The organism is Alloalcanivorax xenomutans, assembly GCF_032810065.1.
GTDB lineage: Bacteria > Pseudomonadota > Gammaproteobacteria > Pseudomonadales > Alcanivoracaceae > Alloalcanivorax > Alloalcanivorax xenomutans.
Genome location: NZ_CP136538.1, coordinates 1,763,390 through 1,790,048 on the forward strand (window position 1 = coordinate 1,763,390; position 26,659 = coordinate 1,790,048).

Genomic DNA, 26,659 nt, shown 5'->3' on the forward strand with positions numbered 1-26,659 from the left:
TTGGGGACCAAGAGCCCGTTCGCTTGCAGGCAAGCTCCCACAGCGGCTTCGTAGCTATGTTCAGGATATGTGGGGAAATATGAAATAAAATGCGCCTCTGAAAGAGGCGCGGAATGCGAAATCAAAAGGAGATAATGTCGTAAAGAAAGCTTTGATCATCACGCTCCGGCCACATCCATGTTGTTGCTCATCCATTGCGCGATAATCCGAGCATGCCGCGTCACCACGCCGATTACAATTACCAAATGTTGCGGAGTGTTGCTTCCTGAGCCGACGTTGCTCTTTCCCCTGTTACAAAAATGTCGTTTTCGAACACTTCCTTGGGTATTAAACCTGCTATTATATCGCCCCTTCGCCGGAAGGATTCGGACAGATGTTGTCAATCCCCTGAATGGGGGATTTTCCTGCTCAGCCGGTTGCTGTAAAAACGTTAAATTATTGCAAAAACAGCAGGGCGTCGTGGGTGCGTCACAAAGAGTGTCACGCATTCACATTTACACTCGGTTTACCTAACGCGCGGGCTATAAAACGTTACGTGCGGGCCTGGAAGTGTGAACTGCATCACATGATAATGGCTCTCTTTCGTTGACATTGAGACGACTAAGGACAGGTCCTATGCATACCGCTTCATCACCACTGCACAGTGCCGTGGCTCGGGTGCTCAAGTGCTCCCGCTGGCAAAAAAGGGCCATCATGCTGATGGCGGACGCGGTGGCACTGCCGGTAATGTTGTGGACCGCCTACGCCTTGCGTTTCGGCAATCTGTTCCCGCCAATCGAAGATGTTTGGTTATTCCCGCTGACCGTGCTGGTGGGACTGCCCGCGCTCTATCTCCTTGGATTTTACCGTTCCATTGTCCGTTACCTTGGCGCCGAGGTGGCTTGGTCGGTGGTGCTTGGCATGACCGCCACGGTGGTGGTTTTAGCGAGCCTCTCCTATATGGTGCCGGCGATGGTGCCACGGTCCGTGTTTTTGATTTTCTGGGCCCTGGGCGTGTTGTATTTGGGATCCAGCCGTTTTTTGGCACGGCGGTTCCTGTACCGGATTATGTCCGGCTATTTTACCACCGAGCCGGTGGCGGTTTATGGCGCCGGTGGCGCCGGAGGACAATTGGTTACCGCTTTACAACAAGGGCGGGAGCTGCATCCGGTTTTAGTGGTGGATGACGATCCGGGCAAACAAGGCACTTTGCTCTCCGGTGTGCCGGTGGTGGATCGTCTGACCTTGAAACAGGCGGTGGCGGAAGAGCGTATTCGCACCGTGTTGCTGGCGATGCCGAATCTGTCCCGGCAGCGTCGCATGGCGGTGGTGAGCTGGCTGGAGAAACTGGATGTGCGGGTGCAGACGGTACCGGCCTTCGCTGATATCGCCAGCGGCAAGGCGCGTCTGGAAGAGATTCAGGATGTCGCCATCGAGGATTTGCTGGGTCGCGACGCGGTGCCGCCGCGGCTGGATCTGTTAAGCCGCTGTATCAGCGGCAAGCATGTGATGGTGACCGGCGCTGGCGGCTCCATCGGGTCCGAGTTGTGCCGCCAGATTCTGAAGTTGAACCCGAGCCGCCTGGTGCTGCTGGAGCAGAGCGAGGTGGCGCTGTACGACATCGAGCGGGAACTGAGCGGGGTGCTGCGGGAGAGCGGTAAGGACATCGAACTGGTGCCGATGCTGGGGTCCGTGGTGAACCGGGGGCTGGTAAAGAGCCTGTGCGAGGAACAACGCATTGATACCCTTTACCATGCGGCTGCCTACAAGCACGTTCCCATTGTCGAGGCCAACCCGGACGCCGGGGTGCGCAACAATATCATTGGCACCCTGGCCGCCGCCGAAGGGGCGCGGGATGCCGGAGTACGGCATTTCATTCTGATTTCCACCGACAAGGCGGTGCGGCCCACCAACGTGATGGGGGCCACCAAACGCTTCGCCGAACTGGTACTGCAGTCCCTGGCCAGCAGCAGCGACAACACCATTTTCTCCATGGTGCGGTTCGGTAACGTGCTGGGTTCTTCCGGCTCGGTGGTGCCGTTGTTCCGTAAGCAGATCATGCAAGGTGGCCCGGTGACGGTGACCCATCCGGACGTGATCCGTTACTTCATGACCATTCCCGAGGCGGCCCAGCTGGTGATTCAGGCCGGTGCCATGGCCAAGGGCGGTGAGGTGTTCGTGCTCGATATGGGCGAGCCGGTGCGGATCATGGATCTGGCCACCACCATGATTCGTTTGATGGGGATGAGTGTGCGCGACGCCACCAACCCGGACGGTGACATTGAAGTGGTGTTCTCCGGTTTGCGTCCTGGTGAAAAGTTGTATGAGGAACTGCTGATCGGTGAGTGCTCTATCGAAACCGAGCATGAGATGATCATGCAGGCCCACGAAGAGAAGTTGACGCCGGCTGAGATCAACGAGGCGTTGGACCGTTTCCGTACCGCGCTGGAACGCGGTGATCAGGATGCTCTGCGTGCTCTGCTGCGGTCTTATGTGAACGGCTACCAGCCACGTCAGGATGACGACGACGCTCCGGTTCTGCGGCCGACCGCCGATCAGGCCGTGCACAAGAAGGCGGCTCCCTACAAGGCGCCTTCGCCAACGCACTGAGTTCCTTCAATCTTTTTCGAGCCGCTGTGGGAGCCTGCCTGCAGGCGAATCTTTTGGGCTTGAAGCCCATTCGCCTGCAGGCAGGCTCCCACAGCGGCTGAGAAACAAGCCGTCGAAAGGGCGATCACATTCCCAGCGGATCATTCAAAAACCGTATCGCCCGCCGGTCACGGGTATAAGCCACATTGAGCCTCAACCAGGGCGAGGCCGTTTCACCGGGCAGGAACAGGTGCCCCGGGGACAGGCTGACGCCGGATTGCCGGGCCAGATCCACCAGTTTTTGCGAATCCGCCACGCCCGGATAACGGGCCCAGATGAACATGCCTCCCGCTGGTTCGGAATGCACCTCCCAGCCCGCCGACCGCACCAGGTTGAGGGCGGTGACCATTTGCGCTGAAAGCCGAGTGCGCAGCCGTTCCACCAGCTTGCGGTAGGCGCCGTTGTGCAACATGGTCATGACCACCTGCTCGGAGAAACGGGAGGCGGAAATGCTGGTCAGCATTTTGATGTCCACCAGCGGCTTGATCCGCGCCGGTGCCGCGGCGATAAATCCCACCCTCAGTGAGCTGGAAAGGCTTTTCGAGAAGCTGCCGAGATAGATCACCCGCCTGAGGCCGTCGAGGGCCGCCAGACGTAGTGTCGGCTCATGTTGAAAGTCGGCATAAATATCGTCCTCGACGATCTGGAAGTCGTGCTGCTCCGCCAGTTGCAGGATGCGGTGGGCAAAGGTTGGCGCCAGAGTGGTGCCGGTGGGGTTCTGGAACACGCTGTTGGTGAAAAACAGTTTGGGTTTGTGGGTCTTGAGCAGGTGCGCCATGCGCTCCGGGTCGGGCCCGCCGGCCAGCCGAGGCACCCCCACTACCTGCACCTGCTGCAGCTTCAGCAGGCCGAGCAGATTGTAGTAACCCGGCGATTCCACGAACACGGTGTCGCCAGGCTTCAGCAGCAGCCGCACCAGCAGGTCCAGAGCATGACTGCCGCCGCCGGTAAGCAGGATCTGCTGAGTGCCGGCGTCGATACCGAGCAGCCGAAGGCGCTCTCTGATCAGTGAACGCAACTCCGGGGTGCCGAGGGGCGTGCTGTAATCGAGGATACCGGCGCTGTCCTGGCGGGTGACCTGGCGGATGGCGTAGGAGAGGTCTTCCACTTCCAGCCAACTGCCCGGCAGCCAGCCGCAGCCGAGCTTCAGCGTGGAAGCGTCGCTCTGAAACAGGCTCCAGCGATCGTCGGCGACCTCCTCCTCGGAGACCGGCTCGGTGCCGGCCAGCATTCTGGCGGCGCCATCCGCCACGTAGAAGCCGGACCCGGGCTTGGAACGTACCAGCCCCTGAGCCACCAGGCGTTCATAGGCTTCAATGGCGGCGTTGCGGCTCACATGCAACTCACTGGAGAGGCGGCGTATGGACGGCAGCCGGCTGCCGCCACCGGCGCCGTTTCGCACGATCCAGTGGCGGATTCCGTCTTCGATTTGCAGCGCTATGGGAAGCCCCGAGTCCGGGTCCATATCCAGCTTCATGCCAAGTCCTTAAGGCCGTTGTGGGAAGCTTGCTTGCAAGCGAATTCTTGTGGAGCCCCGATTCGCCTGAATTCAGAGGCCGCTACAGGGCTGCTGTGGGAGCTTGCAGGCAAGCTCCCACAGTGGCTTACAGACCGCGATACCCGCGACCGTTACCGGAAAACCCGGAACAGTTCATCAATAACCAGAGCCAAGTGTACCTTACCGTCGAATCCGGCGAATACGACCATGGTGTGGTCCCGCCCAGGTCGGGGCGCGCATGCGTGCCCGAGTGAGGCGGCCCATGTATCCCGTTTTCTCAAGGTCCGTTATGCGCCGTTTCGACGCCCTGCGTTTGGCTTTTGCCCTCTGCATCATCACCTCCGCTTCCAACCTCCAGGCGCCGCTGTATAGCGCCCTGGCCGCCAAGGACGGTGTTGGCGTGGGAGCCACCACGGTGGCTTTCGCTTGCTACGTATTCGGCATCATCCCCGTGCTGTTGGCGTTGAATGGCTTGTCGGAGCGGGTAGGGCGCAAGCCGCTGATTCTGGCGGCGCTGGTATTGTGTCTGATGGCGACGACGCTGACCCTGGTCGCCCCGGGAATTCTGGCCCTGGGCGCCGCCCGTTTCCTGGTCGGGGTGGCCACGGCGCTGGCCTCCAGCGTGGCGCCCGGTTACATGTATGACCTGTTCTCCGGTGGGGACCACCGGCGTGCCGCCAACTGGGTCACCGCCGCCACCTCTCTGGGCTTCGGTCTGGGCCCGGCGGTGACCAGCCTGTTTCTGCTACAAGCCAGTAGCCTGACACCGCCCAGTTTTCCACTTTATCTGCTGGCCGCGGCGCTGGCCTTTGTGCTGGTCGCTGGCCTGAGGGATGACGCGGCCAGATCAAGCCTAGCGCCGCTGGCCCGGCTACCGTTCTTCCCGGCGGGTTCGTTGATCTTCGGATGGGCGATCCTGCTGGCCTGGGGCACGGTGGGGCTGGTCATCGCCATCCTGCCTTCGGCACTGCAAAAGCACGGCCTGAGCGAGTGGTCCGGCTTCGCGGTGCTGGCCACTTGCAGCTGCGGCGTGCTGTTCCAGCCCCTGGCCCGGCTGCTGCCATCGCGCATTTCCACCCGCATCGGACTGCTGATCCTGCCGGTGGCCTACGCTCTGATCGCCTGGGGAGCGCTGCACGGGCAATTCGCCGGCGTGCTGGCGGGCGCGGTGCTGGCGAGCAGCGCCTGCTATGGCTTCATTTACCTGGGCGGCCTCAGCGCCGTGCTGGCGCTGGGCGAGGAACGCCGTGCCGCGGCCAGCGCCGGGTTCTTCCTGATGGCCTACTTCGGTTTCATCCTGCCGGTGATGGTGACCGGGGTGCTGGTGGATTGGTTGGGTCACTCCTTCGCACTTCAGACATTCGGCGTAACGCTGACTTGCTTGGTTGGCATACTGCTAATCTGCACCTTTTATGAGGGGAGAAAAGCGATGGTGCATTAGCTTCAGGTCATTTGGTACGTAGCGCAGGGGAGCTCTCGTTCACAGCAGAAAAACTTTTTACAGAGTCCCTGGCACTAATGACTAGGAAGGGAATCTCTATGGGGAGCAGTGTGAGAAGGAAGCGTATAGAATGCTTTGCTGATCCACCCAAGGCCGAGGGTTAGTATGTCATTGATGCTGTCCGATACGATATTTAGAGCTTACGACATTCGGGGGGTTTATGGAGAGGACCTGGATGATCATGCTGCGTATTGGATAGGGAAGGCCATAGGTTCAGAGGTGCTGGAGCATAATGAAGCTGATGTGATGGTCGGCAGAGACGGACGATTGTCGACTCCGGCATTGGCGAGCTGCCTTATTGACGGTATACGAAGCTCAGGGTGCAATGTCGTGGATCTGGGGATGCTGCCATCTCCTGCTTTATATTTTGCTGTTTGCTCGGGGCGGCATTGGGCTTCAGGTGTGATGGTAACCGGAAGCCACAATCCACGAGACTATAATGGTTTCAAGGTTCTGTTGAAAGGTAAGTCTCTAGGTGGGGCCGAGTTGACCAAGCTCAAGGAAAGAGTGGAGACTGGTAATTTGAATTATGGTCTCGGAAAATACAAGGAGATTGATATCAAGGAAGATTATATTTTTGAAGTTCTTAGACACCACGCTGCGCCAAATAAAAAGTTCAAATTAGTTCTTGATTTCGGAAATGGTGTGGGTGGAATCCTTGCGCCTAGAATCTTCTCCGAGCTGGGGTGTTCGATAACTACGCTATTCGAGGATGTCGATGGCCGCTTCCCAAATCACCATCCTGATCCAAGTATTCCCGAGTATATGACCGAGCTCAAAGATGTGGTTTTGAGAGAGAAAGCGGACTTTGGTTTTGCCTTTGACGGAGATGCTGACAGGCTCGGTGTAGTATTACCCGATGGTAGCACAATTTATTCCGACATTGTTTTGATGGCCCTGGCGGAGGATCTGCTGAGCCGTTGTCCGGGAGCAAAGATTTTGTTCGATGTGAAATGTACTTCCGCCGTATTTGATGTAATACAGAGGGCGGGAGGAAGGGCTGAGATGTGTCAAACGGGTCACTCTCCGATTAAAGCGAAGATGAGGGAGTCCCACGCGTTGCTTGCTGGTGAAATGAGCGGGCATTTTTACTTTCAGGATGATTGGTTTGGTGTCGACGATCCTATTGTTGCTGCAATAAGATTGTTGCGTGCTGTTGATAGCGGCGGGGGAAAACCTCTGGATTTTTTCAATAGGTATCCAACGCTCTTCTCAACCCCTGAAATAACAGTGAATGTCGCCGAGGAAAAGAAGTTTGTCGTCATTGAAAGACTCAGGCGTCTATGTGTTGATGAGCCAGGTATAATTACTGATATGGACGGTATTAGGATTGATTACGAAGATGGCTGGGGTTTATGTAGAGCATCCAATACTTCGCCTAAGCTTGTCTTAAGGTTTGAGGGAGCGTCCAAAGAAGCTTTGGAGAATATAAGAAAAAGGATAAGTGATAAGGTCGAAATTGCGATGAAGGAAGCTTTGGAATTCTGACTTGGTGGTTTTGAATGGAATTTAAAAACCCAGGCCTCGAATTGAAAGGGGCTAAGATTTTATGTGTATCTGTGGTTGCTATGGTGCTGCTCTCATCTCTTGAGAACTTGAGAGAAATAGTGGGAATTTTCGCTTATTGGGTGATGATTTGTGTGCCATTTATCCTGATTTTGGCGCGTAAATTGAAAACCAGAAGCCTCTTTTTTTCCACCGAGAACATGGAAAAACAATGGCGAGTAATGCTGGTCTTTTTCTTGTTGTATATGGCGTCATTTATCACCTCTTGGCTGGTGTCCGATATCTTTGCTGTATCCTCCTTTCTAAAATACAGCGCCCTGGCGGCTCTTCTGGCTATCCTGGTTGTGTTGCAGCCTAGTATCGATATGATCGTTAAGGGATTGAAGATTGCATCCGTTTTCTCACTGGTGGTTCTTTGGGGATTGATCTTGTTTAGATGGCAAGAAGGGTTGCACTTTTATCCTGGTAGATTTGGCACTGCTGTGGCATTTCCTGGGATACTGTGGAAGGTGGGAATCTACTTGATGCCGTGGGCGGCCTTGGCTGTTTTTAAGAAAGCAAATTTAAAACATGTTTTTTGGTTTATTGTGGCAATGTCACTGATTGTTTTGGATGGAAGTAGAACGGGGTTTCTTTTCACGATACTGATAATTCCTGTTATGGGATTAATGAGCAGATTTGTAATAAAGGAGGGTGGTTCTTTTTGGTTGAAGGCAGGTTGCATGCTGGCTGTGATACTGCTTGTGTCTTCCGTTGCAAAGCCAATATTGTGGCAGGCGACCAATGACTGGTTGACCGCTTCTAGTTCAAGCCTTGACTCATCGCTTCCAGAACGAGCAAACACTGCGGAATATGTTCTGAGTGCTGATGTTACCAGGCTCGATATGCTTCTTTCAGGAATATACCAGGCGGTAGACAATTTCCCATGGGGGGGAGGTGTTCTTAGCACGACTGTGCCCGCGTATGGTATTGATATGGTCATTCATATGGCCTATTTGCAAGTGCTGTCTGATCAAGGGGTTGCCGGGTTCGTGGGTTTTTCAGGGTTGTTCTTTATTCCCCTTCTGGTATTTTTTAAAAAAATAAGAGGTCAGTGTTTGGACGCGAAGAGTCTGCGAGCAAATACTATTGCTATAGCTATTGTTATGATTTATGCCGGTCATGGCCTGTTTCATCCGGTCAGTAATACCATTTCTGAATGGGGAGTGGTGTTGCTCGCCATGGCTGTGCTGATCAATAAATCAGAGAGTGTCAGGGTGTGAGCGGAAAGAGGGCAATAAAAAATGCTTCTTGGCTGACTTTGGGGCATGTTTTTGGTTATATTATTCCTCTTTTGGAGCTGCCTATACTCACTCGTAGTCTGGGTGTGTCGGGGTATGGCCAGATTGTCTTAGCACAATCTTTCGGATTGATCTTCGCTACATTTCTTGAGTTCGGCTTTAACATCAACGCAGCCAAGCGGGTTTCCATAGCGCGCGATGATTCCAAAAAGATAAAGTCAATCTATAGTGGTGTAATGACAGCGAAGTTGATGCTTTCTTCTTGCGTTGCTGTCTTTGTTTTTATTTTTTATTTTTTGTTTTCTTCTGATGGTCATCTATCAAGGCTTATGTGGATAGGTGTTTTTTTATACTCTGCCTCTTTTGGGTTTAGCCCCCTTTGGTATTTTCAAGGTGTCGAACGCGTTATCTTTCCAATGGTTGTGGATATTTTTTGTCGACTTTTAGGACTGCTAGTACTATGGATGCTGGTATCCAAGGGCGGCGATGTCGCGATGGCTTTTTACGTAATGATTCTCTTTGCGGCTCTCAATGTTATAATTACGAATATTGCTGCCATAAAAGCAGTCGGCATTTGCGCCGTGAATTTCAAGGAGGGGATTAGGGAAGTACGTTTTGGGTTTCATTCCTTTTTATATCGCAGCAGTAGCAATATACTTCAAATAGCCTCGCCTGCACTGGTCGGCAGCGTGGCTGGCTCTTATGCGGCCGGCTTGTATGCTCCAGCGGAGAAGGTGGTTCGCGCTGCCGTAGGTGTCGGCATCCCCATTCTGGCTGTAGTGCTTCCCTGGATGTCTAAAAAGTTCCATGATGACCGTGCGAGGGCGTTAAAGGTAAGTTGGTTTCTCATTGGCGGATTCGCTTTTATAGGAGTGCTTGCCGCACTTATGATCGTATTTGCCGGTCCGCAGGTACTGGCCATAATTACTGGTGATGGTTATAAGCAAAGCCAAGAGCTCGTCCTGCTATTTGCTTGGCTGGTTCCGATGCGCTTAGTCGCTCAGGCTATCGCGATGAGCTTGCTGGTTCCCGTGTCGCAGGAAAAGTTCGCAGGCACTTCAATGATCATAAGTTGTTTGATTACCCTGTTGATTGGTGTGGTTCTTATAGCTCATTCAGGAGCGGTTGGAATGGTATGGGCAACGTTGATTGGTGAATTTATATTGCTATCCTTGTTTTTTTATAAAGCCCGAAGAATATGAGTCCTGATGATTACTGACAGAGTCATGCATATAGCTTTAGTGTCTACCACTTTAGACTACGCGGGGGCGGAGCTGCAGGTGGTTCAATTGGCTAAGCGGATGAGGGAAAAAGGTCATGTTGTTACCGTTATCTCTCTAAAAAGTCCTGTGGCCTCCCTGGTATATGAGCTGGAGAGCTTTGGGGTAAAGGTGCGCTCATTGGGGCTTGATAAAGTGATCATGCTGCCGTTGGCCCTGCACAAAATGCTCAGAGCGATAGAGGATGATGGATATGATATAGTTCATGCCCACATGGTGCATGCTAATATTTTTAGTCGTATCGCTCGTATCTTGAAGCCATCCTTCCCCTTGATATGTACGATACATAGTACGAATGAAGGTGGTTTTTTCAGAGACTTTCTATATAGGGTGACCAGACCACTATCTAGTCTGGATACTGGCGTGAGTAAGGCGGTTAAAGATAGATTTTTGTCGGTGAAAGCAGTGTCGGACGAATGTAGGGTTGTATATAACGGTATCAATCTAAGTCACTTTTCCATAGACTCGGCTTCTCGAGAGTCAACAAAAAGGACAGAGTTCACATGGCTGGCTATTGGCAGGTTTCACTGGCAGAAAGACTATTCTAATCTGATAAATGCGTTTGCTCTCTTGAACTCTGTTAGATCGGACTGGCGACTGCTTATTGTTGGCTATGGGGAGGAAGAGACCGTTATTCGTAATCTCATTGAGCAGAAAGGATTGGTGGAATCCATACATTTGGTTGGAAAACAACAAGATGTTCGGCCATGGTATGCGAAGGCCGATGCATTTGTTTCTTCGTCAGTGGAAGAGGGCTATGGACTGGTTGTGGCAGAAGCGCTTGCATGTCAACTTCCTGTCGTTGCTACTGAGAGCGGTGGCCCTTCAGAAATCCTGGGAAGGGATGGATCCGTTGGTATTCTCGTGCCGGTTCAGGACGCCCAGGCTCTCAGTTCCGCTTTAACAGAACTGATGGCCATCCCCAAGGACGAGCGCATGGTAATGGGACAGAAGGGGCGAAAAAAGGTGCTCGCTGAATTTTCTCTGGATGAAATTGTATCACAATGGCTGGACATATATCAGTCGGTTTTACCCAAGAAGGCATGTTAGATTATTTTGCTCCGAATCCGGTAAGAATGGTTTTTATGGTTTTGAAGATTATTAGAACATCAAGTCCTATTGAAAGATTCTTAATGTAATAAAAATCATGTTCAACCTTCTCTTTTGTCGACTCGGTGCACACTGCATAGCCATGGCTTACCTGAGCCCAGCCAGTTATGCCAGGGTGAACAATATGCCGGTAGCTATAAAACGGTACATCTTTTTCAAACTGCTCGACGAAACCGGACTGCTCAGGGCGCGGCCCTATCAGACTCATATCGCCTTTAAGGACGTTGAAGAGTTGAGGTAATTCATCAAGCCGGTATTTTCTGATTATACTACCGAACTTCGTGATGCGATGGGAGTCAGTATCGGCGAAACGTGGTTCGGCCGATAAGCTTTCTTCCCGCATTGAGCGGAATTTGTACATGGAAAATACCCGGTTGCCTTGGCCAACCCGTTTCTGAACAAATAAGATCGGTCCCTTTGAATCAAGCTTTACTAGTAACGCCACCATCAAGCACACCGGGATGATGAGGGGGGAAAGTGCAATCACCACTACTGTATCTATCACCCGTTTCATTGATAGGTATGCTGGAGAGGGTTGCAAACTTTCCAGGTCGCTGGTGCGTAACGTATCGAGGTCGACTTTTCCGCCGAGTTCTTCCTGAACCTTTCTAGCATTGATTACGGGTATTCCGGAGATGCTCGCGTGGCTGATGAAACGAACCCACTCTGGTGGTAGGTCTGTATCCATATCGACGATCACTCCGTCAAATCGGCATCCCTGAAAAGAGGGGCTAACCAAGGTTCTCCAGTGAATGTTGGAGCTTGTTGTATCTTTCTGGGTTATTCCATAAGGAACTACAGCTAACTTTAAATGTCTGAATCGTTTGCTTATTAGGTAGGCGAAATACTTAATGAAGAATATGAGCGCCACGCCAATAACCAGGGACGTCCTGGCATATCCGGTCCTTGCCACCAAAACAAGAGTGAGGATCGTGCCGATAATCGTCATTGTTACTGTGAGGGAATAGCCGGGCGCCTTTCCGCCGGGAAATTTCGCAATCTGACTTCCCAGAAAGGTGTTTGCAACGTAGATGAAAAATAGAATCATTAACGTTGCCAGTTGATTCCTGTCTTCTGGTAAAGATTGGTACGCAAGAAACTGGGATCCTAAGACTAGAGTGCTGATTGCCACTGTGTGTCCAAGAAGCGGATTCAGTAGTAGTTTTTCGTACCAACGATTGTGGCGGGATATGGTTAGTTGGACTGCGTGCTGTCCCATTTTCCTGATCTTCCGTGTATGGTTCATAGCCATTCCAGCAGATTGTCCCGGAACGCGGATGTGCCTTCTCTGCATACTCAAATAGACGTTGCCTATACTACCTCATTTGCAATACAAATTCGTTGGCCAGTCAGCCGCAGGATTGCGTGATAGCGCAACAGTACACAGGAAAATAGGGGTATAGTTCACTCAATGAAGATTGTTTACGTTATTACCCATTTCGACTCCATTGGAGGGGCTCAGATCCACTTGTTGGATCTGGCTGCGACGATGGAAGAGGAGGGGCATGATGTCTACATACTCTCTGGGGGGGCTGATTACGAGCTGGCCGCAGTACGCTCCAGAGGATTGAATGCTGTTCATTTGTGCTGGCTGGAGCGTGAGATATCGCCAATCAACGATCTGAAAGCGATTTTCGAGTTGCGGCGCCACTTGACGCGATTGGCGCCTGATTTAGTGCATGCGCATTCTTCCAAGGCGGGCATTGTTGCTCGAGTAGCATCGTTCATGGCGGGTATTCCTGTCGTTTTCACTGCCCACGGCTGGGCATTTACGGACGGTGTCTCCCGTCGGCGGCGCCATTTGGCATTGATGCTAGAGAAGCTGGTGGCTCCGGTGACGGCCAAGACCATTGCTGTATCGGATTACGATCGGCGATTGGCGCTCTCCCATCGAGTCTGTCGCGACTCGAAGCTCCAATGCATCCATAACGGAGTGCCTGAAGTTGACGATCGATTGCGAGCTGATCCGGAAAAGCAACCCCCGCTCATTGTGATGGTCTCTCGCTTTCAAGAGCCTAAGCAGCCTGGTTGGCTTGTGGATGCCTTATCTTCGCTTGATTATCTTTCGTGGAGTGCGGTAATTGTTGGCGACGGTCCTGACCTGATGAGTGTGCAGTCACAAGTCGAATCTCTGGGTTTGATGGATCGCGTTTCGTTGCCTGGCCACTTGAGTGATGTGCCGAATATGCTCTCCGATGCACAGATCTTTGTTCTTCTGTCACGGTGGGAGGGGCTGCCGTTAAGCATATTGGAAGCGATGAGGGCCGGGCTGCCGGTAATTGCCTCCGATGTAGGCGGGGTAGGTGAAGCCATAGTGGATGGTGACACCGGTTTTCTGGTACCTGCTGGAGACGCCGAACAGCTTCAACGTATGCTTGTGCTGTTGATAGAGGATGCTGCTAAACGTCGGAAATTCGGTGAGGCGGGCAGGCGCATATACGAGGAAGCCTTCTCGTTTGAGGTGATGATCGAGCGTACCAGGGCGCTGTACATCGAAGTGAGCCAGAATCGGAAGGCAGGAGGGGGGATAGGGGGCTGGATTCGCGAGCTGATTAACAAGCGGTCCTAGCCGCTCAATCAGCGGGCAAAGAAAAAGGGCCTATCCGATGGATAGACCCTTTTCTGTTTGGCTCCGCCTGCTGGGCTCGAACCAGCGACCCGCTGATTAACAGTCAGCTGCTCTACCAACTGAGCTAAGGCGGAATGTCTTGAGGCCGCGTATATTAGTGGCGGCTTTCGGGGGCGTCAACACCCCCGAGTCCGTTTGTTGCTTATTTGTTCAATACCTTCTCGATTCGGCTCACCGCGTCCTTCAAGGTGTCCAGGCCCACCGCGAAGGACAGGCGCAGACAGCCGGGGGCGCCAAAGGCGGAACCCGGTACCAGAGCGACGCCGGCCTCTTCCAGCAGCCTGGTGGCGAGTTCGGTGCAGCTGGACACGCCGTCCATTTCGGCGATGGCGCCGGAGAAGTCGGCGAAGGCGTAGAAAGTGCCGTCACCGGGGGCGCAGCTGACGCCGGGGAGGGCGTTCAGCGCTTCCACCACATAGTCGTGGCGTTCCTTGAATGCCTTGACCATGTCCGCCACGCATTGTTGATCGCCGGCCAGGGCCGCTTCGGCGGCGGCCTGGCTGATGGAGGCCGGGTTGGAGGTGCTCTGGCTCTGCACCTTCTTCATGGCGCCAATCAGCTTCTGCGGGCCGGCGGCATAGCCGATCCGCCAGCCGGTCATGGAATAGGCCTTGGAGACGCCGTTCATGACCACGGTGCGGTCGTACAGGTCCGGGCAGGCGTTGACGATGTTCACGAACGGCTGGCCGGTCCACAGGATGTGCTCGTACATGTCGTCGGTGGCGACCACGATGTCCGGGTGCTGCTTGAGCACTTCACCCAGCGCCGCCAGCTCTTCCTTGGTGTAGGCCATGCCGGACGGGTTGGACGGGCTGTTGATCACGAACAGGCGGGTTTTCGGCGTGATCGCCGCGGCCAGCTGTTCCGGGGTGATCTTGAAGCGGTTTTCCAGGGTGGTTTCCAGGATCACCGGTACGCCGCCGGCTACTTTCACCATATCCGGGTAGCTGACCCAGTAGGGGGCCGGGATGATCGCTTCGTCACCGTCGTTGAACAGGGCCAGGGCCATGTTGAAGAAGCTCTGCTTGCCGCCGCTGGAGACCAACACCTGGGCCGGTTCGTAGCTCAGGTCGTTCTCACGCTTGAACTTGTCGACGATGGCCTGTTTCAGGCCGGGAGTGCCGTCCACCGCGGTGTATTTGGTCTTGCCGGCATTGATCGCCTCGATGGCGGCCTGTTTGATATGATCCGGGGTATCGAAATCCGGCTCACCGGCGCCCAGTCCAATAATGTCCTTGCCCTGAGCACGCAGCTCGGCGGCCTTGGAGGTCACCGCCAGGGTCGGGGAAGGCTTGATACGTTGGACGCGGTCGGAAAGGTTGATATCGGACATGCACTCCTCATCTATCGGATGATGATTGGAACCCGGTTTTGACACGGACCGGGGCACGCAATATTACCGCATCTGGCTTGCCCCTGATAGGGTGTCGGGTTTCGTGGGAGCGGTCGATCGACCGCGATATCGCGGCCCCTGGGCCGTTCCCACGGGCAGTGGCCGGGCGGCCAATCACTACTGACAGAGGCTGTCGGGAGGCAGGTGGATACTGTCTCGCGCCGCCCTTTCCCTACAGCAGGACAGTCCCACAGGACAGCGACACACCATGGCAGACACCGCGTTTAAATTGCACTCGGATTACCAGCCCGCCGGGGATCAGCCCACCGCCATCGCGCAATTGGTGGAAGGGCTCGAGGATGGGCTTGGCCACCAGACTCTGCTCGGGGTGACCGGGTCGGGGAAGACGTTCACCATGGCCAATGTGATCCAGCAGGTGCAGCGCCCGACCCTGGTGATGGCGCACAATAAAACCTTGGCCGCCCAGCTGTACGGCGAGTTCAAGGCATTCTTCCCGGAAAACGCGGTGGAGTATTTCGTTTCCTACTACGATTACTACCAGCCGGAAGCCTACGTGCCCAGCTCGGACACCTTTATCGACAAGGACGCCTCGGTGAACGAGCACATCGAGCAGATGCGCCTGTCCGCCACCAAGGCCATTATCGAGCGCCCGGACACCATCATCGTCGCCACGGTGTCGGCCATTTACGGTCTGGGTGATCCGGCCAGCTATCACGCCATGGTGCTGCATCTGGTGCGTGGCGATCATATTGATCAGCGCGACCTGCTGCGGCGCCTGGCGGAGCTGCAGTACACCCGCAACGAGATGGACTTCCGCCGCGCCACCTACCGGGTGCGCGGTGACGTGATCGACATCTTCCCGGCGGAAGAGGAGAGCAAGGCGGTACGTCTGGAGCTGTTCGATGATGAGATCGAGGACATCAGTATCTTCGATCCGCTCACCGGCGAGGTGATCAAGCGGGTGGGGCGCGTCACCATTTACCCCAAGAGCCACTATGTGACGCCCCGGGAAACCGTGCTCAAGGCCATCGAGATGATCAAGGAGGAGCTGGCCGATCGCCTCAAGCTGCTGCGGGACAACAACAAGCTGGTGGAGGCGCAGCGGCTGGAGCAGCGCACCCGTTTCGACATCGAGATGCTGCAGGAACTGGGCTACTGCAACGGCGTGGAGAACTACTCGCGGCTGTTCTCTGGCCGCCAGCCTGGTGAGGCGCCGCCGACGCTGTTTGATTATCTGCCGCAGGACTCGTTGCTGATCATGGATGAGTCCCACGTCACCGTGCCGCAGTTGGGCGCCATGTACAAAGGCGACCGCTCCCGCAAGGAAACCCTGGTGGAATACGGCTTCCGGCTGCCCTCGGCGCTGGATAATCGCCCCCTCAAGTTCGAGGAATGGGAGCGGCTGGCCCCGCAGATGGTGTTCGTCTCCGCCACGCCGGGCCCCTACGAGGAAAAACACGCCGGCCAGGTGGTGGAGCAGGTGGTGCGGCCCACTGGGCTGGTGGACCCGGCCATCGAAATCCGCCCCGCCGGCAGCCAGGTGGACGACCTGCTGGGCGAGGCCCGGGAATGCATCGCCAAAGGCGAGCGGGTGCTGGTGACCACGCTGACCAAGCGCATGGCGGAAGATCTCACCGAATACCTGAACGAAAACGGCATCAAGGTGCGCTACCTGCACTCCGACATCGACACCGTGGAACGGGTGGAGATCATCCGCGACCTGCGTCTGGGCAAGTTCGATGTGCTGGTGGGGATCAACCTGTTGCGTGAGGGGCTGGACATGCCGGAAGTGGCGCTGGTGGCCATTCTTGACGCTGACAAGGAAGGCTTCCTGCGCTCCGACCGTTCCCTGATCCAGACCATCGGCCGGGCGGCGCGTAACATCCAGGGGCGGGCCATTCTCTACGCCGACCAGGTCACCGGCTCCATGCGCCGCGCCATCGACGAAACCGAGCGCCGCCGGACCAAGCAGATCGAACATAACAAGGCGATGGGCATTACCCCGCAAGGGCTGGTCAAGCAGGTGCGGGACATCATGGATGACGCCTATACCACTGGCGCCGGCCAGCCGGAGCGCAAGCGCACCCGGAAGGTAGCGGACGACCGCGAGAAATACGTGGCCCGCTCACCGGCGGAGGTGGCCAAGGAAATCGATCAGCTGGAAGCGAAGATGATGGAGCACGCCAAGAATCTGGAGTTCGAGCAGGCCGCGGCCCTGCGCGACCGCATCCATCGCCTGCGGGAAGAGGGCTTCATGCGGTGAGTTCCTTCGCCTGCAAGCAGGCTTCCCACAGCCCGTCTACAGCGCCGCTGTGGGAAGCCAGCTCGCTGGCGAATAATCGCCAACGCACTCCTGCTACACCACCTCCGGCATCACCTCCGGGCTCAACTCCTTCACCCAGATCAGCGTCCCGGCAATCACCGCCACCGGCATGATGAACAGATTCACCAGCGGCAGCATGGTCAGCCCCATCACCAGCGAGCCGAACGTCAGCACCAGCCAGCGCTTGCGCTTGAGCCGCACCAGCATCTCCTCGAACGACACCTGACGGTTATCCGCGCCATAGTCGATGTACTGCATGCCCAGCAACCAGCCGGACCACAGGAACCACACCGCCGACGCGAAGACGTTCACCACCGGAATGAAATAAAGCACCACCACCACGAACAGCACCAGCAGTGCCCGCCACAACCAATACAACGTCTTGCGGATCTCCCGTTTGAAAGTCCGCCAGACCATCGCGCCGATGGACTCATCCGGCATCGGCCGGCTGGTGACCTGGATATCCACTTTCTCCGCCAGAAAACCCATGAACGGCGCCGCGATCAACTGTACGCCCAGGGTGAAGACGCTGGCGAACACCCCCAACAACAGAATCCACACCAGCACCACCGCCGCGTTGGCCAGAAACTGGATCAGCCCGTTGAGAAAGCTCAACCCGCCATCCAACGCCCAGCCCGCCGTCACCGCCGAAATCCAGCCCCCGATCCAAGTCGCGGAGAGCCAGTACAGCACCCCGAACACCAGCACGTTAAAGGCCATCGGCACCAGTACATACCAACGCAGGCCCGGGCTGCGCGCCAGGCCGAAGGCCTGACTCAAATAGGAAAACGCACGACTGATCTGCTGCACGGTCCACCCTGTCTTCGGCTACGGAAACACCGCGGAGTCTAACGGGGTGGGGGAGGGGTGCCAATGGTGGATCTGGATGGACGGGGAGGGCAGGAGAGGTGGTTTGTGAATGGTTGTAGGCTGAGGCTTACATGAAAAAGGGTGAATATCCTACATCAGCTGTATGAAATGGCTTACACAACGAATCGATGAAAGCGGATATAAGGAGGGGGTAAATTGTTTATGTGTCGGGGTGCTGACCTGCGATGGTGCATAGTCGTCAAAAGTGATCGCGATGCAATAAGTCGGTATTACCAAGAACAGGTTTTCACGGGGACGGTTTTGATGATGAAAATATTTGTCGCCGCATTGGCCGTGGTTATTCTGCCAGTTCAAGCTGTGGCCGGTACCGCAGCTGGATATATCACCGGACTCATGGCGCATTCTGGTGGTGAGGATAGCGGCCCTGGTGTGTTCATGTTCACGCTGGACGGCGATCGAAATAATGCCCCTAGTTGTAGCACTGAAAACGGCGGGAAAGATTGGGCCATGTCTCTTGAAAGTGAGGCAGGGCGAGCGATGTATGCTTTGGTTCTATCAGCACACGCGCAAGGAAAAAGAATCTATGTTACTGGTACAGGGCATTGTAATTCTTGGGGAGATCGAGAACAACCGGAATGGATTAGTGTTGGGCAATAAAGCCCGCAGATGAAGTTGGCCTAAATGGGTATGCATATAGCACCTTGATAACCGCCTTTAGTATGGATATCGATATCGGAGTCCGGTTTGATCCAATTGTGTCTGTGAATGGCGCCTGCAGAGTGAATCGGATTATTTTGAGGCGGTAATTTTAATATATAAAACCTGGAGGGGTTATGAATAAGAAAGCTTTATGGGGTCTGGTGCTCTCTGGCATTTTTGTGTCTGGCTTTTCACATGCCGAGAGCACCCCGGGGAACTCAGGGAAGTTCTTGCCGGAGAGTGTCGAAGTTCTAGATCAATACGTTCTTTTGAGAGTGTCTCCACAGACTGCGCAGCAGATCCAACACGCGGACAATTGCACTAGCCGCGGGGTTCTCGCTATAAATCTTGAGTCGGGGCAAATGCGACAGGAAATGCTGTCCATAGTCCTTGCATCTCTGACGTCTGGACAACCGGTATCCGCTCATATCTCTGAATGTATCCCGGTGCATTGGGACGCCTCAGCAACAATCCCTTCCTTGAAAACAGTTTACTTGCACCGTAATTGACGATCTGAGTGTATTGATATTTGGATAGTATTCCGATTGGGATGGGGAAGATATGTTTAAAAAAGGGATTGTTTTAGCTATTGCTATTCTGTCTATCTGGGGGGCGAGTGTCGCGAATGCGGCTCTTCCTTTGAATCAGGGCCGCTATGATGTCTATTACGGAGACATTGATAGTGTCGAGTACGGCTTGGATGGTCGGGCCGATATACTGCTTCGTGCCCGACAGCAATATGCAATGATTACCCTTGGCATTGCCTTTCCCATCCCCATCGAATCGGGCTACCAGGATCTGCTGTTCTGTGGCAGGGGATCAGGTGCCTTTACCCCCTGCACGATGACGCAAGGCGCATCGATACCTGCCACGCCATCCAATCAGTTCGATTTTCTTGTTGGAGATTTTGATGGCGATGGTGTTAAAGATCTCCTGCTGCAATCCAAGAACCAGAACATCAATAGCCTTTATCTCAGAAATGACAATCAGGGCCGACTGGTCCTGAAGGATCAGTTCCAGAAAATAGGTGGTTACTGGGTATCTGGTGGAAGCGGCATCTCCGTGGGGAAAGCGCCTGGTGGTAACGGAGATGTGCTCATTTTCGATGATTTCCGTTATTCCCAATGGAGCGGCAACAGTTTCTCCGAACCCAGAAGCATCAATCTTAATACTTCCCTGGTCGGTTCCTCCGCATCCTCCTTCTCCGTTGATCTTGGCCAGGCTGAGTTTAGCCTTCCCATTCAGGTCCCCAAAGGCGGTGCCGGTGTCGACCCCTCGTTCTCGATCCATTACTCCAGCGGTTCCGGATATGGCCAGGCGGGCATGGGGTTCAGTATTTCCGGCGTTTCCGCCATCGAGCGCTGTGGTTATAGCTTCGAACGGGATGGTGCGGTATCGGGAGTAAAAGGAAATAATGGCGACTTGCTTTGTCTTGACGGCAACCGGTTGATCCTTGTCTCCGGCCAGTACTGGGGTAACGGCTCAGTCTATCAGACCGAGGCGGAATCGGATCGTAAGATCGTCTACAGCCAGGGTGGCTTTACCGTCCATGAGAAGAACGGCGATGTCATGTATTACGGCAGCCGGGCGGATACCCGTATCACTGGCCGCTTGTCGGGCAACGCGGTTGGCCGTTGGGTTCTGGATGGCGTGGAAGACCGTTTGGGGTATGGATATCGGGTGACGTACCAGCCCGGCTCCGCCGGTTACTTCCCCCAGAAGATCGAATACACGGTCAAGGACGGCCAGGCCGGCAGTGGGGATGCCGAGGTGGAATTCACTTATGAGCCGGACCCTTATGGCTGGCGTACCGCGGTGCTCGGTAAAGTGTATAGAGTGGGGCTCCGTTTGGCTCGCGTCACCTCCCGAAGTCATGGCTCCGTGGCGCGGCAATATCACTTCCGTTATGAAACCAGCCAGGCCACCAAGCGCTCCTTGCTGACCCGCTTCTTTGAATGCGATGCATCGGCGCGCTGTTTCAAGCCTATTACTTTGAACTGGAAAAAAGAGCGTCAGCCGGACTTTTCCAAGACCACGTATTCCCGTTTCCCAGGAACCCCCTCGACGGAATACGTGTTCGAGGAAGGGTTGCACTATCCAGGGTTTGCCCGCTGGGTGGATATCAATAGGGACAAGTACGATGACTACTGTCGGATTTCCGGTACCGGGGCGGGTTATTCTTCTCCGGCTGAAATTATCTGCTATTTGAGCAATGGCAATGGTGGGTTCGGTTCCCAGATCAAGATCGATGCCGGGTTGGTGGGCACTCGTTTACAACAGCATGATGACGCGCCGTCGCCAGATTGGAGTCGCCATAATTGGAACGTGGACCCCGCTTGGATCGATATCAACGACGATGGCCTGGTAGATCTTTGCTACTCGACTATCCAGGGCGGTAATGACCGGCTGACCTGTCGATTGAATAAACCCAATCTGCAGAATGCGTTCAAAGAGCTCGTCACTTTTGATGTATCCCGTCCCGTCGACAAGTTTTTTGTCGGCCCCAGATCCTGGATGGACTTTAACGGTAACGGAAAGATCGACTATTGCTATACCTATTTGAAAGACGAGAAAAAGTACATCCGCTGTCTGGTTCAATCGGTCAACGGGTTCACGTTCTCGGAAGCCTTCACCAAGGAAATCACCGACATGGCCGGCTACTGGGCAGATGTCAACGGTGATGGGCTTCCGGACTATTGCATTACCACCAAAACCAAGATCACTTGTCATATCAATAATCAAGGCCAGGGTCTGAATGGCGGAACCTGGGCTAAAACCGGTACTCACTTTCAGGCCAATGAGCCAGATCGCTGGGTCTACAAAGGCAGCTCCACCAAGTATTTCAGCGCGCTGTTCACTGACTTCACCGGCAATGGATTCTCCGATTTCTGCCGCATCTATTGGACCACTAGTAACGGCAAGGGAGGTTATCGCGCTTCGTGCCTCGAATCCCTGGGCGATGGCTGGGGCAATGAAATCACCTCACCGTTCCTGCAGGTTACTCCAACAACCGCGCAAGACTATGAGCGGATGCCGGAAGCCACTCAGTTCATGGACGTCAACCAGGATGGCCGCATGGATTGGTGTGTGGAAAATACAGTGCCTGGCGTGTCGGACACTCATTTAACCTGTTTTATCTCCACGCCGGATGGCTTTGGTGCGTCTTCGGCGAAGTATCGCTTGCCCTATCTGGGATCGAACATCCGCGGTATGCGGGACATCAACCGGGGATGGGCGGACATCAACGGTGATGGCCATGATTCCTACTGTGCCTTGTACTGGAAATCCTTGGTACCCCGTAATCGCGGCATGGCCTGCTTCGGTCCTCAGGTGCCGGAACAAGGTGACTTGCTCACCGGTGTCACCAACGGTTTTGGGCTGGAATACGGCGTTACCTACAAGGATATTGCCGATCCGTCGGTGTACGCCTATGGCGGCCCCACTGGCAGTCACGGCCAAGTATTCCTGACCAAAGGCATGAACGTGGTTTCGGAGCTGGAGGCCTCCGACGGCATCGGCGGTTACAACACCCAGCAATATTTCTACCGGAATTACGGCTACTACCCCAATGAGTTCGGTGGCGTCGGCTTTGAGCTGCTCAGAGTGACCTCGGAGAACGGCCGAAAACGCCATGACATCTGGTTCAATCAGGACGTCCGCAATCATACCGTCGGTCAGGTGGATCGCTCCGAGACCTATTACAAGGTCGGCGGCGGGTTCCAACTGGTCTCCAGCGAAGAAAATGAGTGGCAGACTCAGATTTATCGGGGCCAGGGCTTTCCGCTGCAGTCCGCGTCCAATATATGGAACCGTTCCGGCATCTCCCTGCGTTACCGATCTTTGCTCAAAGGCAGCGTCAGCAAGGAGTATGAGCTTGACGGCAGCCTGATCAAGACGGTGGAATCCAGCAATACCTACAAAAACACCGGCGACTTGCTGACGCAGGAAGTCGCTACCTCCGGAACCGGGCAGACGTTCACCAAACGACTGGTCAACCAATATCTGACCAATAACCTGACCTACTGGATACTGGGCCGTCAGTCCCGTTCCGAGGCCACTTACTCCGGCTCTTATCAGGGGCAGGCGACGCCCACCATTACCAGGACCTCGGCCTGGACCTACTATTCAGCGTCGCAGCCCGGTATCGGCGGCATGCTGCAATCCGAGATCGTGGAGCCGGATCAGCCGGTGCTACGCAAGGAAACGCGCTATACCTACAACGCCTATGGGCTTACGGAAACACGGGTGGAGAAGGGCGCTGGCGGCGCGGAACGAAGCACGCAATTCACCTATGATCCCACCGGCCGCTTCGTGGTGGAGACCCGCAATACGCTGGGGCACACCTCGAAAGCGACCTACGACCCGGTGCTGGGTGTCAAGCTGACGGAAAGTGACCCGAATAACGTCACCACCCGTTGGAATTACGACTCCCTCGGACGCCCGCTGACCGAATTCAGCGCGGATGGGCAGCGCCGGGAGACCCGCATCAAGGCTTGCATAAGCAATTGCCCGGCCAACGCGGTGTACTACACCGAAAGCTGGCTGGCGGGCCGTAACGGCACGCCGATCAGCGGCCCGACCCGGGAATACACGGACTTGCTTGGCCGTACCATCGAAACCCGGGCTACTGGCTTCGCCGGCGAAACCATCGTGGCGAAGACGGAATATGACGCCAACGGCGACGTGACCCGCACCTCCGAGCCGCATGAGCTGGGCGGAGCGGTGTACTGGAATCAGGTGATGTCCCGTGATGTGCTGGGGCGTCCTCTGGTGGAGCGGTCCGCTTCCGGTTTGACGTCCAACCATCAGTACAGCGGACTCACCACGCAACAAACGGTGTCCTGGAGCGATCCCGTGGGAGGTGGTCAGACCACCCAGGTGACCGTTCACACCAACGATGTTCAGGACCGCTTGCGCCGGGTGGTGGACGCGGCCAATCGGCAGCTTACCTACCAATACGATGCTTCAGGCAAGCTGCTCAAGGTGGTACTGCCGGACCAGGTGGAGCTGGTTAACACTTATGACGCCCTGGGCCGTAAGGTCGGCTCCCAGGATCCGAATATTGGTCAATGGCAGTACGCCTATGACGATTTCGACCAGATCGTTCTGCAACAGAACGGCAGTGGCGCCCGGACCTGTTCGGCCTATGACGAGCTCGGGCGGCTGATTTCCCGCACCGATGATTATCGGCCTTCTCTGAGCTGGGCCCAGGCATCACAGGCCGCCTTGAACGGCTGCGCGGGGCAGACCGCGACCCATAGCTGGAGCTATGACGCCCCGGCCAAAGGGGTGGGGCGCCTGGCTCTGGTGACCGCCAACAATGGCTATCGGGAAGAGCCCTTCTACGATGGGATTGGCCGGGTGGTGCAGGTGGACACCCGTTTCGATGGCCGTCAGTTCACCCGTTCAAGCCAGTTCGACAGCAATACCGGCCGCCTTGTACAAGAGACGTTGCCGCACCGGATCAACGGCCCGAGCCTGAGCGTGGAATACCGCTACAACGCTCAGGGCGAACTCCATGAGATCGGCAAGCCCGGTGAGGAAGATTATTACTGGCGGGCCAATGCCAAGACCGTGCGTGGTCAGATCAAGGATGTCTATCAGGGTAACGGCATCATCCGCAAACTGTACGACCATGATCCGGTGTCCGGTTTCCTGACCCAGATCCGCTCCAAGATGACTTTCGATACCGCCTGGGGCATCCAGAACGAGTTCTACGACTTCGACGCCAAGGGGCTGATGCGCAAGCGCACCCAGCAGGCGGTGGGTAACCTGGAACAAGTGGAGGAAACCTTCGCATACGATGTGGTGGACCGCCTGGTGCAAGCCACGGTGGCCAACATGACCACCCCGGGGAACTCCTTCGAGCAGTCCATCGACTACGACGTCAGCGGCAACATCCTGCAGCGAAACGACGTCGGCCAGTACCAGTATGGCGAAAGCTGCGAAGTAGGCGGCACCCAATACACGCCGGGACCCCATGCCGTCACCAGTGTTACGGGAACCCGCAACGCCAGCTACTGCTACGACAGTGGCGGCAACATGCTTGCCGGCGGTGGCAAGACCATCTCCTACACCGCTTTCAATAAGCCGGACCAGATTCAGGGCACCAGCGCGACGGTGGACCTGGTCTACGGACCGGACCGCTCTATCCTGAAGCAGGTCACCACCACCTCCGAGAAAACCACCAACAAAATTTCTCTGGGGGGCTACGAATATCTGGATATCCAGAAGAACGGGCAGACCACCATCAAGGAACGCTTCCGGATCACCGGCGACGTGGTGGTGTCCTTCGAAAACGGTGACGCCACCTCACCCAACGAAGAGCACCTGTTCATGGACGGCATGGGCTCCGTGGTGGCCGTGGCCCACGGCCTCGGCGGTGTCACCGAACGCTACCGCTACGACCCCTGGGGCCGGCCACGAAAAGACGTGGACTGGACGGCGATCAGCGACGCCGCCTGGTTCGGCATGGAACGGGCGGAAAAGGCCACCAGCAAAGGTTACACCGGCCACGAAATGCTCGACGACGTCGGCATCATTCACATGGGCGGCCGCATCTACGACCCCACCATCGGCCGCTTCCTCAGCGCCGACCCGGTGATCAAGGGCCTGGACCAGGTGGAAAGCTACAACCGCTACAGTTATGCCCTCAACAACCCCATGAGCATCACCGACCCCAGCGGCTATTCCTGGCTGAGCAAGACCTGGAAGAAGCTACGGAACTCGATCAAGAAGCGGATGGGGATTGTTCTGGCGGTGTTCAATCCGCAAATGGCCATCGCGGAAGTGACATCCCGCTACGCAGGCAAGGAAATGGCTCGGTTCGCGGCCCGCAACAAGTATGCCGGGGAAGTGTTTGGGATTGTTGGCATGGTAGGTTGTTCCATCGGTACAGGAGGCGGGGCCGGTGCCTGTTTCTCCGCCTACCAATCCTGGGTTGCTGGTGCTGTTACGTACGGTAGTGGGGCCCCCATTGAAAAGGCTTTGCTTGCGGGCGCGAAATCAGCAGCATTGGCTTACGCAGATGCAAGGGTTAACAAATTCATTGGTCGCCAGGACCTCCGTTGGTATAACAGCGGCATAGCCCACGGCGCCCGTGGCGCAGCGTTTGCCCGGATGCGAGGTGCGGACGTGAGATCCGGGCTGATTGGGGGAATGACGGAAGGTATGTTGGGTGACCACATTGAGGATTGGACTGATGGCAAACCCGCCCTGGGGGCTGCTGTGGCCGGTTTGATTAGTGGCTCTGTCTCCGAGGCCACTGGTGGTAAGTTCATGGTTGGAGCTGCTACCGGGGCTATGGGGTATTTGTTTAACCAGATGAGTACCAAAGAAGAGCGGAATAGTCCGAGTTGGGAAAGGTTCAAACAATATATAAAAGAGCATGTGCGAGTTGGTTGGCTAGCTTCATTCACTTTAAAAAGAGGGGCTGGTATAACTATTGATTTGGGATCAGCTAAGTTGAGCGACGAAACTGGAGGGTATTGGACAGAGAGTGGCTATATTAAGACCTTTTCTGAAGGAAGAACTTTGACGGAATTCGATTTGCCCTTTCTCGGAGGTGTGTCAGCTGAGAATATTACGAGAGATAATGGGGCTACATGGAGCTATGGAACGCCAAAATATCGGTCAAGTGCCGTAATGGACGTCCTTAGAGGAAAAGGTCTAACTCTCGATGTTTCCATTGGGTTGGGGGTTGTGTATGAAGATTCAATCCATGTCTTTGGTGGTGATTGAGATGAGTGGCTCTGATGTTAAGAAGATAAGGCTGTACTTTATATTTCTATGGGGTGCGCTGGGGCTTCTTGCCGTCTCATCTCCATTTTTTTATCTTTACTCAGATGTAGTAAATGGTAGCATTTTCCTGAAGACCGTTCTTCTAGTAGTTATGATTCCCGTAGGAATGATGTACCTGACTCTTTGGGGGGACTGTGTAAAGGTCTACGGCTTAAAGCTATTGGTCTTGGCTCCGGTTCTATTTTTTCCTGCCGTTGCACTGGTTATTGTCTCAGTCGGG

Annotated in this window: 14 protein-coding genes and 1 tRNA gene; 10 read left to right on the plus strand and 5 right to left on the minus strand. The window is 55.2% G+C overall.

Annotated elements, in window-relative coordinates:
• Nucleotides 1-615: 615 nt before the first annotated feature.
• Nucleotides 616-2,589, plus strand: coding sequence for a polysaccharide biosynthesis protein (locus RYH70_RS08335; RefSeq protein ID WP_317010053.1), 1,974 nt, complete (start codon nucleotides 616-618; stop codon nucleotides 2,587-2,589).
• Between the two features lie 124 nt (nucleotides 2,590-2,713).
• Here the strand turns inward: RYH70_RS08335 and RYH70_RS08340 are convergent, their stop codons facing one another.
• On the minus strand, nucleotides 2,714-4,105 hold the full coding sequence (locus RYH70_RS08340) for an aminotransferase-like domain-containing protein (RefSeq protein ID WP_022996160.1): 1,392 nt from the start codon (nucleotides 4,103-4,105) through the stop codon (nucleotides 2,714-2,716).
• Nucleotides 4,106-4,415: 310 nt separating this feature from the next.
• Between RYH70_RS08340 and RYH70_RS08345 the strand changes: the two genes are divergently transcribed.
• From RYH70_RS08345 to RYH70_RS08365, 5 genes are all read left to right on the plus strand, one after another.
• Entirely contained in the window at nucleotides 4,416-5,567 is a 1,152-nt protein-coding gene (locus tag RYH70_RS08345; protein WP_317010054.1) for an MFS transporter, read from the plus strand.
• A gap of 165 nt (nucleotides 5,568-5,732) precedes the next feature.
• A complete protein-coding gene (locus tag RYH70_RS08350; RefSeq protein WP_317010055.1) occupies nucleotides 5,733-7,115 on the plus strand; it encodes a phosphomannomutase/phosphoglucomutase in 1,383 nt (460 codons plus the stop codon).
• Between the two features lie 14 nt (nucleotides 7,116-7,129).
• On the plus strand, nucleotides 7,130-8,395 hold the full coding sequence (locus RYH70_RS08355; RefSeq protein ID WP_284456180.1) for a hypothetical protein: 1,266 nt from the start codon (nucleotides 7,130-7,132) through the stop codon (nucleotides 8,393-8,395).
• Entirely contained in the window at nucleotides 8,392-9,615 is a 1,224-nt protein-coding gene (locus RYH70_RS08360) for an oligosaccharide flippase family protein (RefSeq protein ID WP_317010056.1), read from the plus strand. Before RYH70_RS08355 ends, RYH70_RS08360 begins: the two co-directional genes overlap by 4 nt.
• 6 nt (nucleotides 9,616-9,621) lie before the next feature.
• A complete protein-coding gene (locus tag RYH70_RS08365) occupies nucleotides 9,622-10,743 on the plus strand; it encodes a glycosyltransferase (protein WP_284456178.1) in 1,122 nt (373 codons plus the stop codon).
• Between the two features lies 1 nt (nucleotide 10,744).
• Here the strand turns inward: RYH70_RS08365 and RYH70_RS08370 are convergent, their stop codons facing one another.
• Nucleotides 10,745-11,935 (minus strand): exopolysaccharide biosynthesis polyprenyl glycosylphosphotransferase, encoded by a 1,191-nt coding sequence (locus RYH70_RS08370; RefSeq protein WP_284456177.1) that lies wholly within the window; start codon nucleotides 11,933-11,935, stop codon nucleotides 10,745-10,747.
• A gap of 279 nt (nucleotides 11,936-12,214) precedes the next feature.
• Between RYH70_RS08370 and RYH70_RS08375 the strand changes: the two genes are divergently transcribed.
• Entirely contained in the window at nucleotides 12,215-13,372 is a 1,158-nt protein-coding gene (locus tag RYH70_RS08375; RefSeq protein ID WP_284456176.1) for a glycosyltransferase family 4 protein, read from the plus strand.
• 58 nt (nucleotides 13,373-13,430) lie between these two features.
• On the opposite strand, the gene RYH70_RS08380 is transcribed toward RYH70_RS08375, so the two are convergent.
• Together RYH70_RS08380 and RYH70_RS08385 are read right to left on the minus strand one after the other, a co-directional pair.
• Nucleotides 13,431-13,506: transfer RNA gene (locus tag RYH70_RS08380), tRNA-Asn, on the minus strand.
• A gap of 68 nt (nucleotides 13,507-13,574) precedes the next feature.
• Nucleotides 13,575-14,765, minus strand: a complete 1,191-nt coding sequence (locus RYH70_RS08385; RefSeq protein ID WP_022996172.1) for a pyridoxal phosphate-dependent aminotransferase — start codon at nucleotides 14,763-14,765, stop codon at nucleotides 13,575-13,577.
• Between the two features lie 268 nt (nucleotides 14,766-15,033).
• On the opposite strand from RYH70_RS08385, the gene uvrB reads away from it, so the two are divergent.
• Complete coding sequence (gene uvrB, locus RYH70_RS08390; RefSeq protein ID WP_317010057.1) at nucleotides 15,034-17,049, plus strand: excinuclease ABC subunit UvrB; 2,016 nt, start codon at nucleotides 15,034-15,036, stop codon at nucleotides 17,047-17,049.
• Between the two features lie 93 nt (nucleotides 17,050-17,142).
• Here uvrB and cysZ read toward each other — a convergent pair whose 3' ends face one another.
• Nucleotides 17,143-17,919: a sulfate transporter CysZ gene (gene cysZ / locus RYH70_RS08395; RefSeq protein ID WP_097057923.1), complete on the minus strand. Its 777-nt coding sequence runs from the start codon at nucleotides 17,917-17,919 to the stop codon at nucleotides 17,143-17,145.
• 324 nt (nucleotides 17,920-18,243) lie between these two features.
• Between cysZ and RYH70_RS08400 the strand changes: the two genes are divergently transcribed.
• Both RYH70_RS08400 and RYH70_RS08405 read left to right on the plus strand, forming a co-directional pair.
• Complete coding sequence (locus RYH70_RS08400) at nucleotides 18,244-18,597, plus strand: hypothetical protein (protein ID WP_284456173.1); 354 nt, start codon at nucleotides 18,244-18,246, stop codon at nucleotides 18,595-18,597.
• 603 nt (nucleotides 18,598-19,200) lie between these two features.
• Complete coding sequence (locus tag RYH70_RS08405; RefSeq protein WP_317010058.1) at nucleotides 19,201-26,379, plus strand: RHS repeat domain-containing protein; 7,179 nt, start codon at nucleotides 19,201-19,203, stop codon at nucleotides 26,377-26,379.
• Nucleotides 26,380-26,659 lie beyond the last annotated feature (280 nt).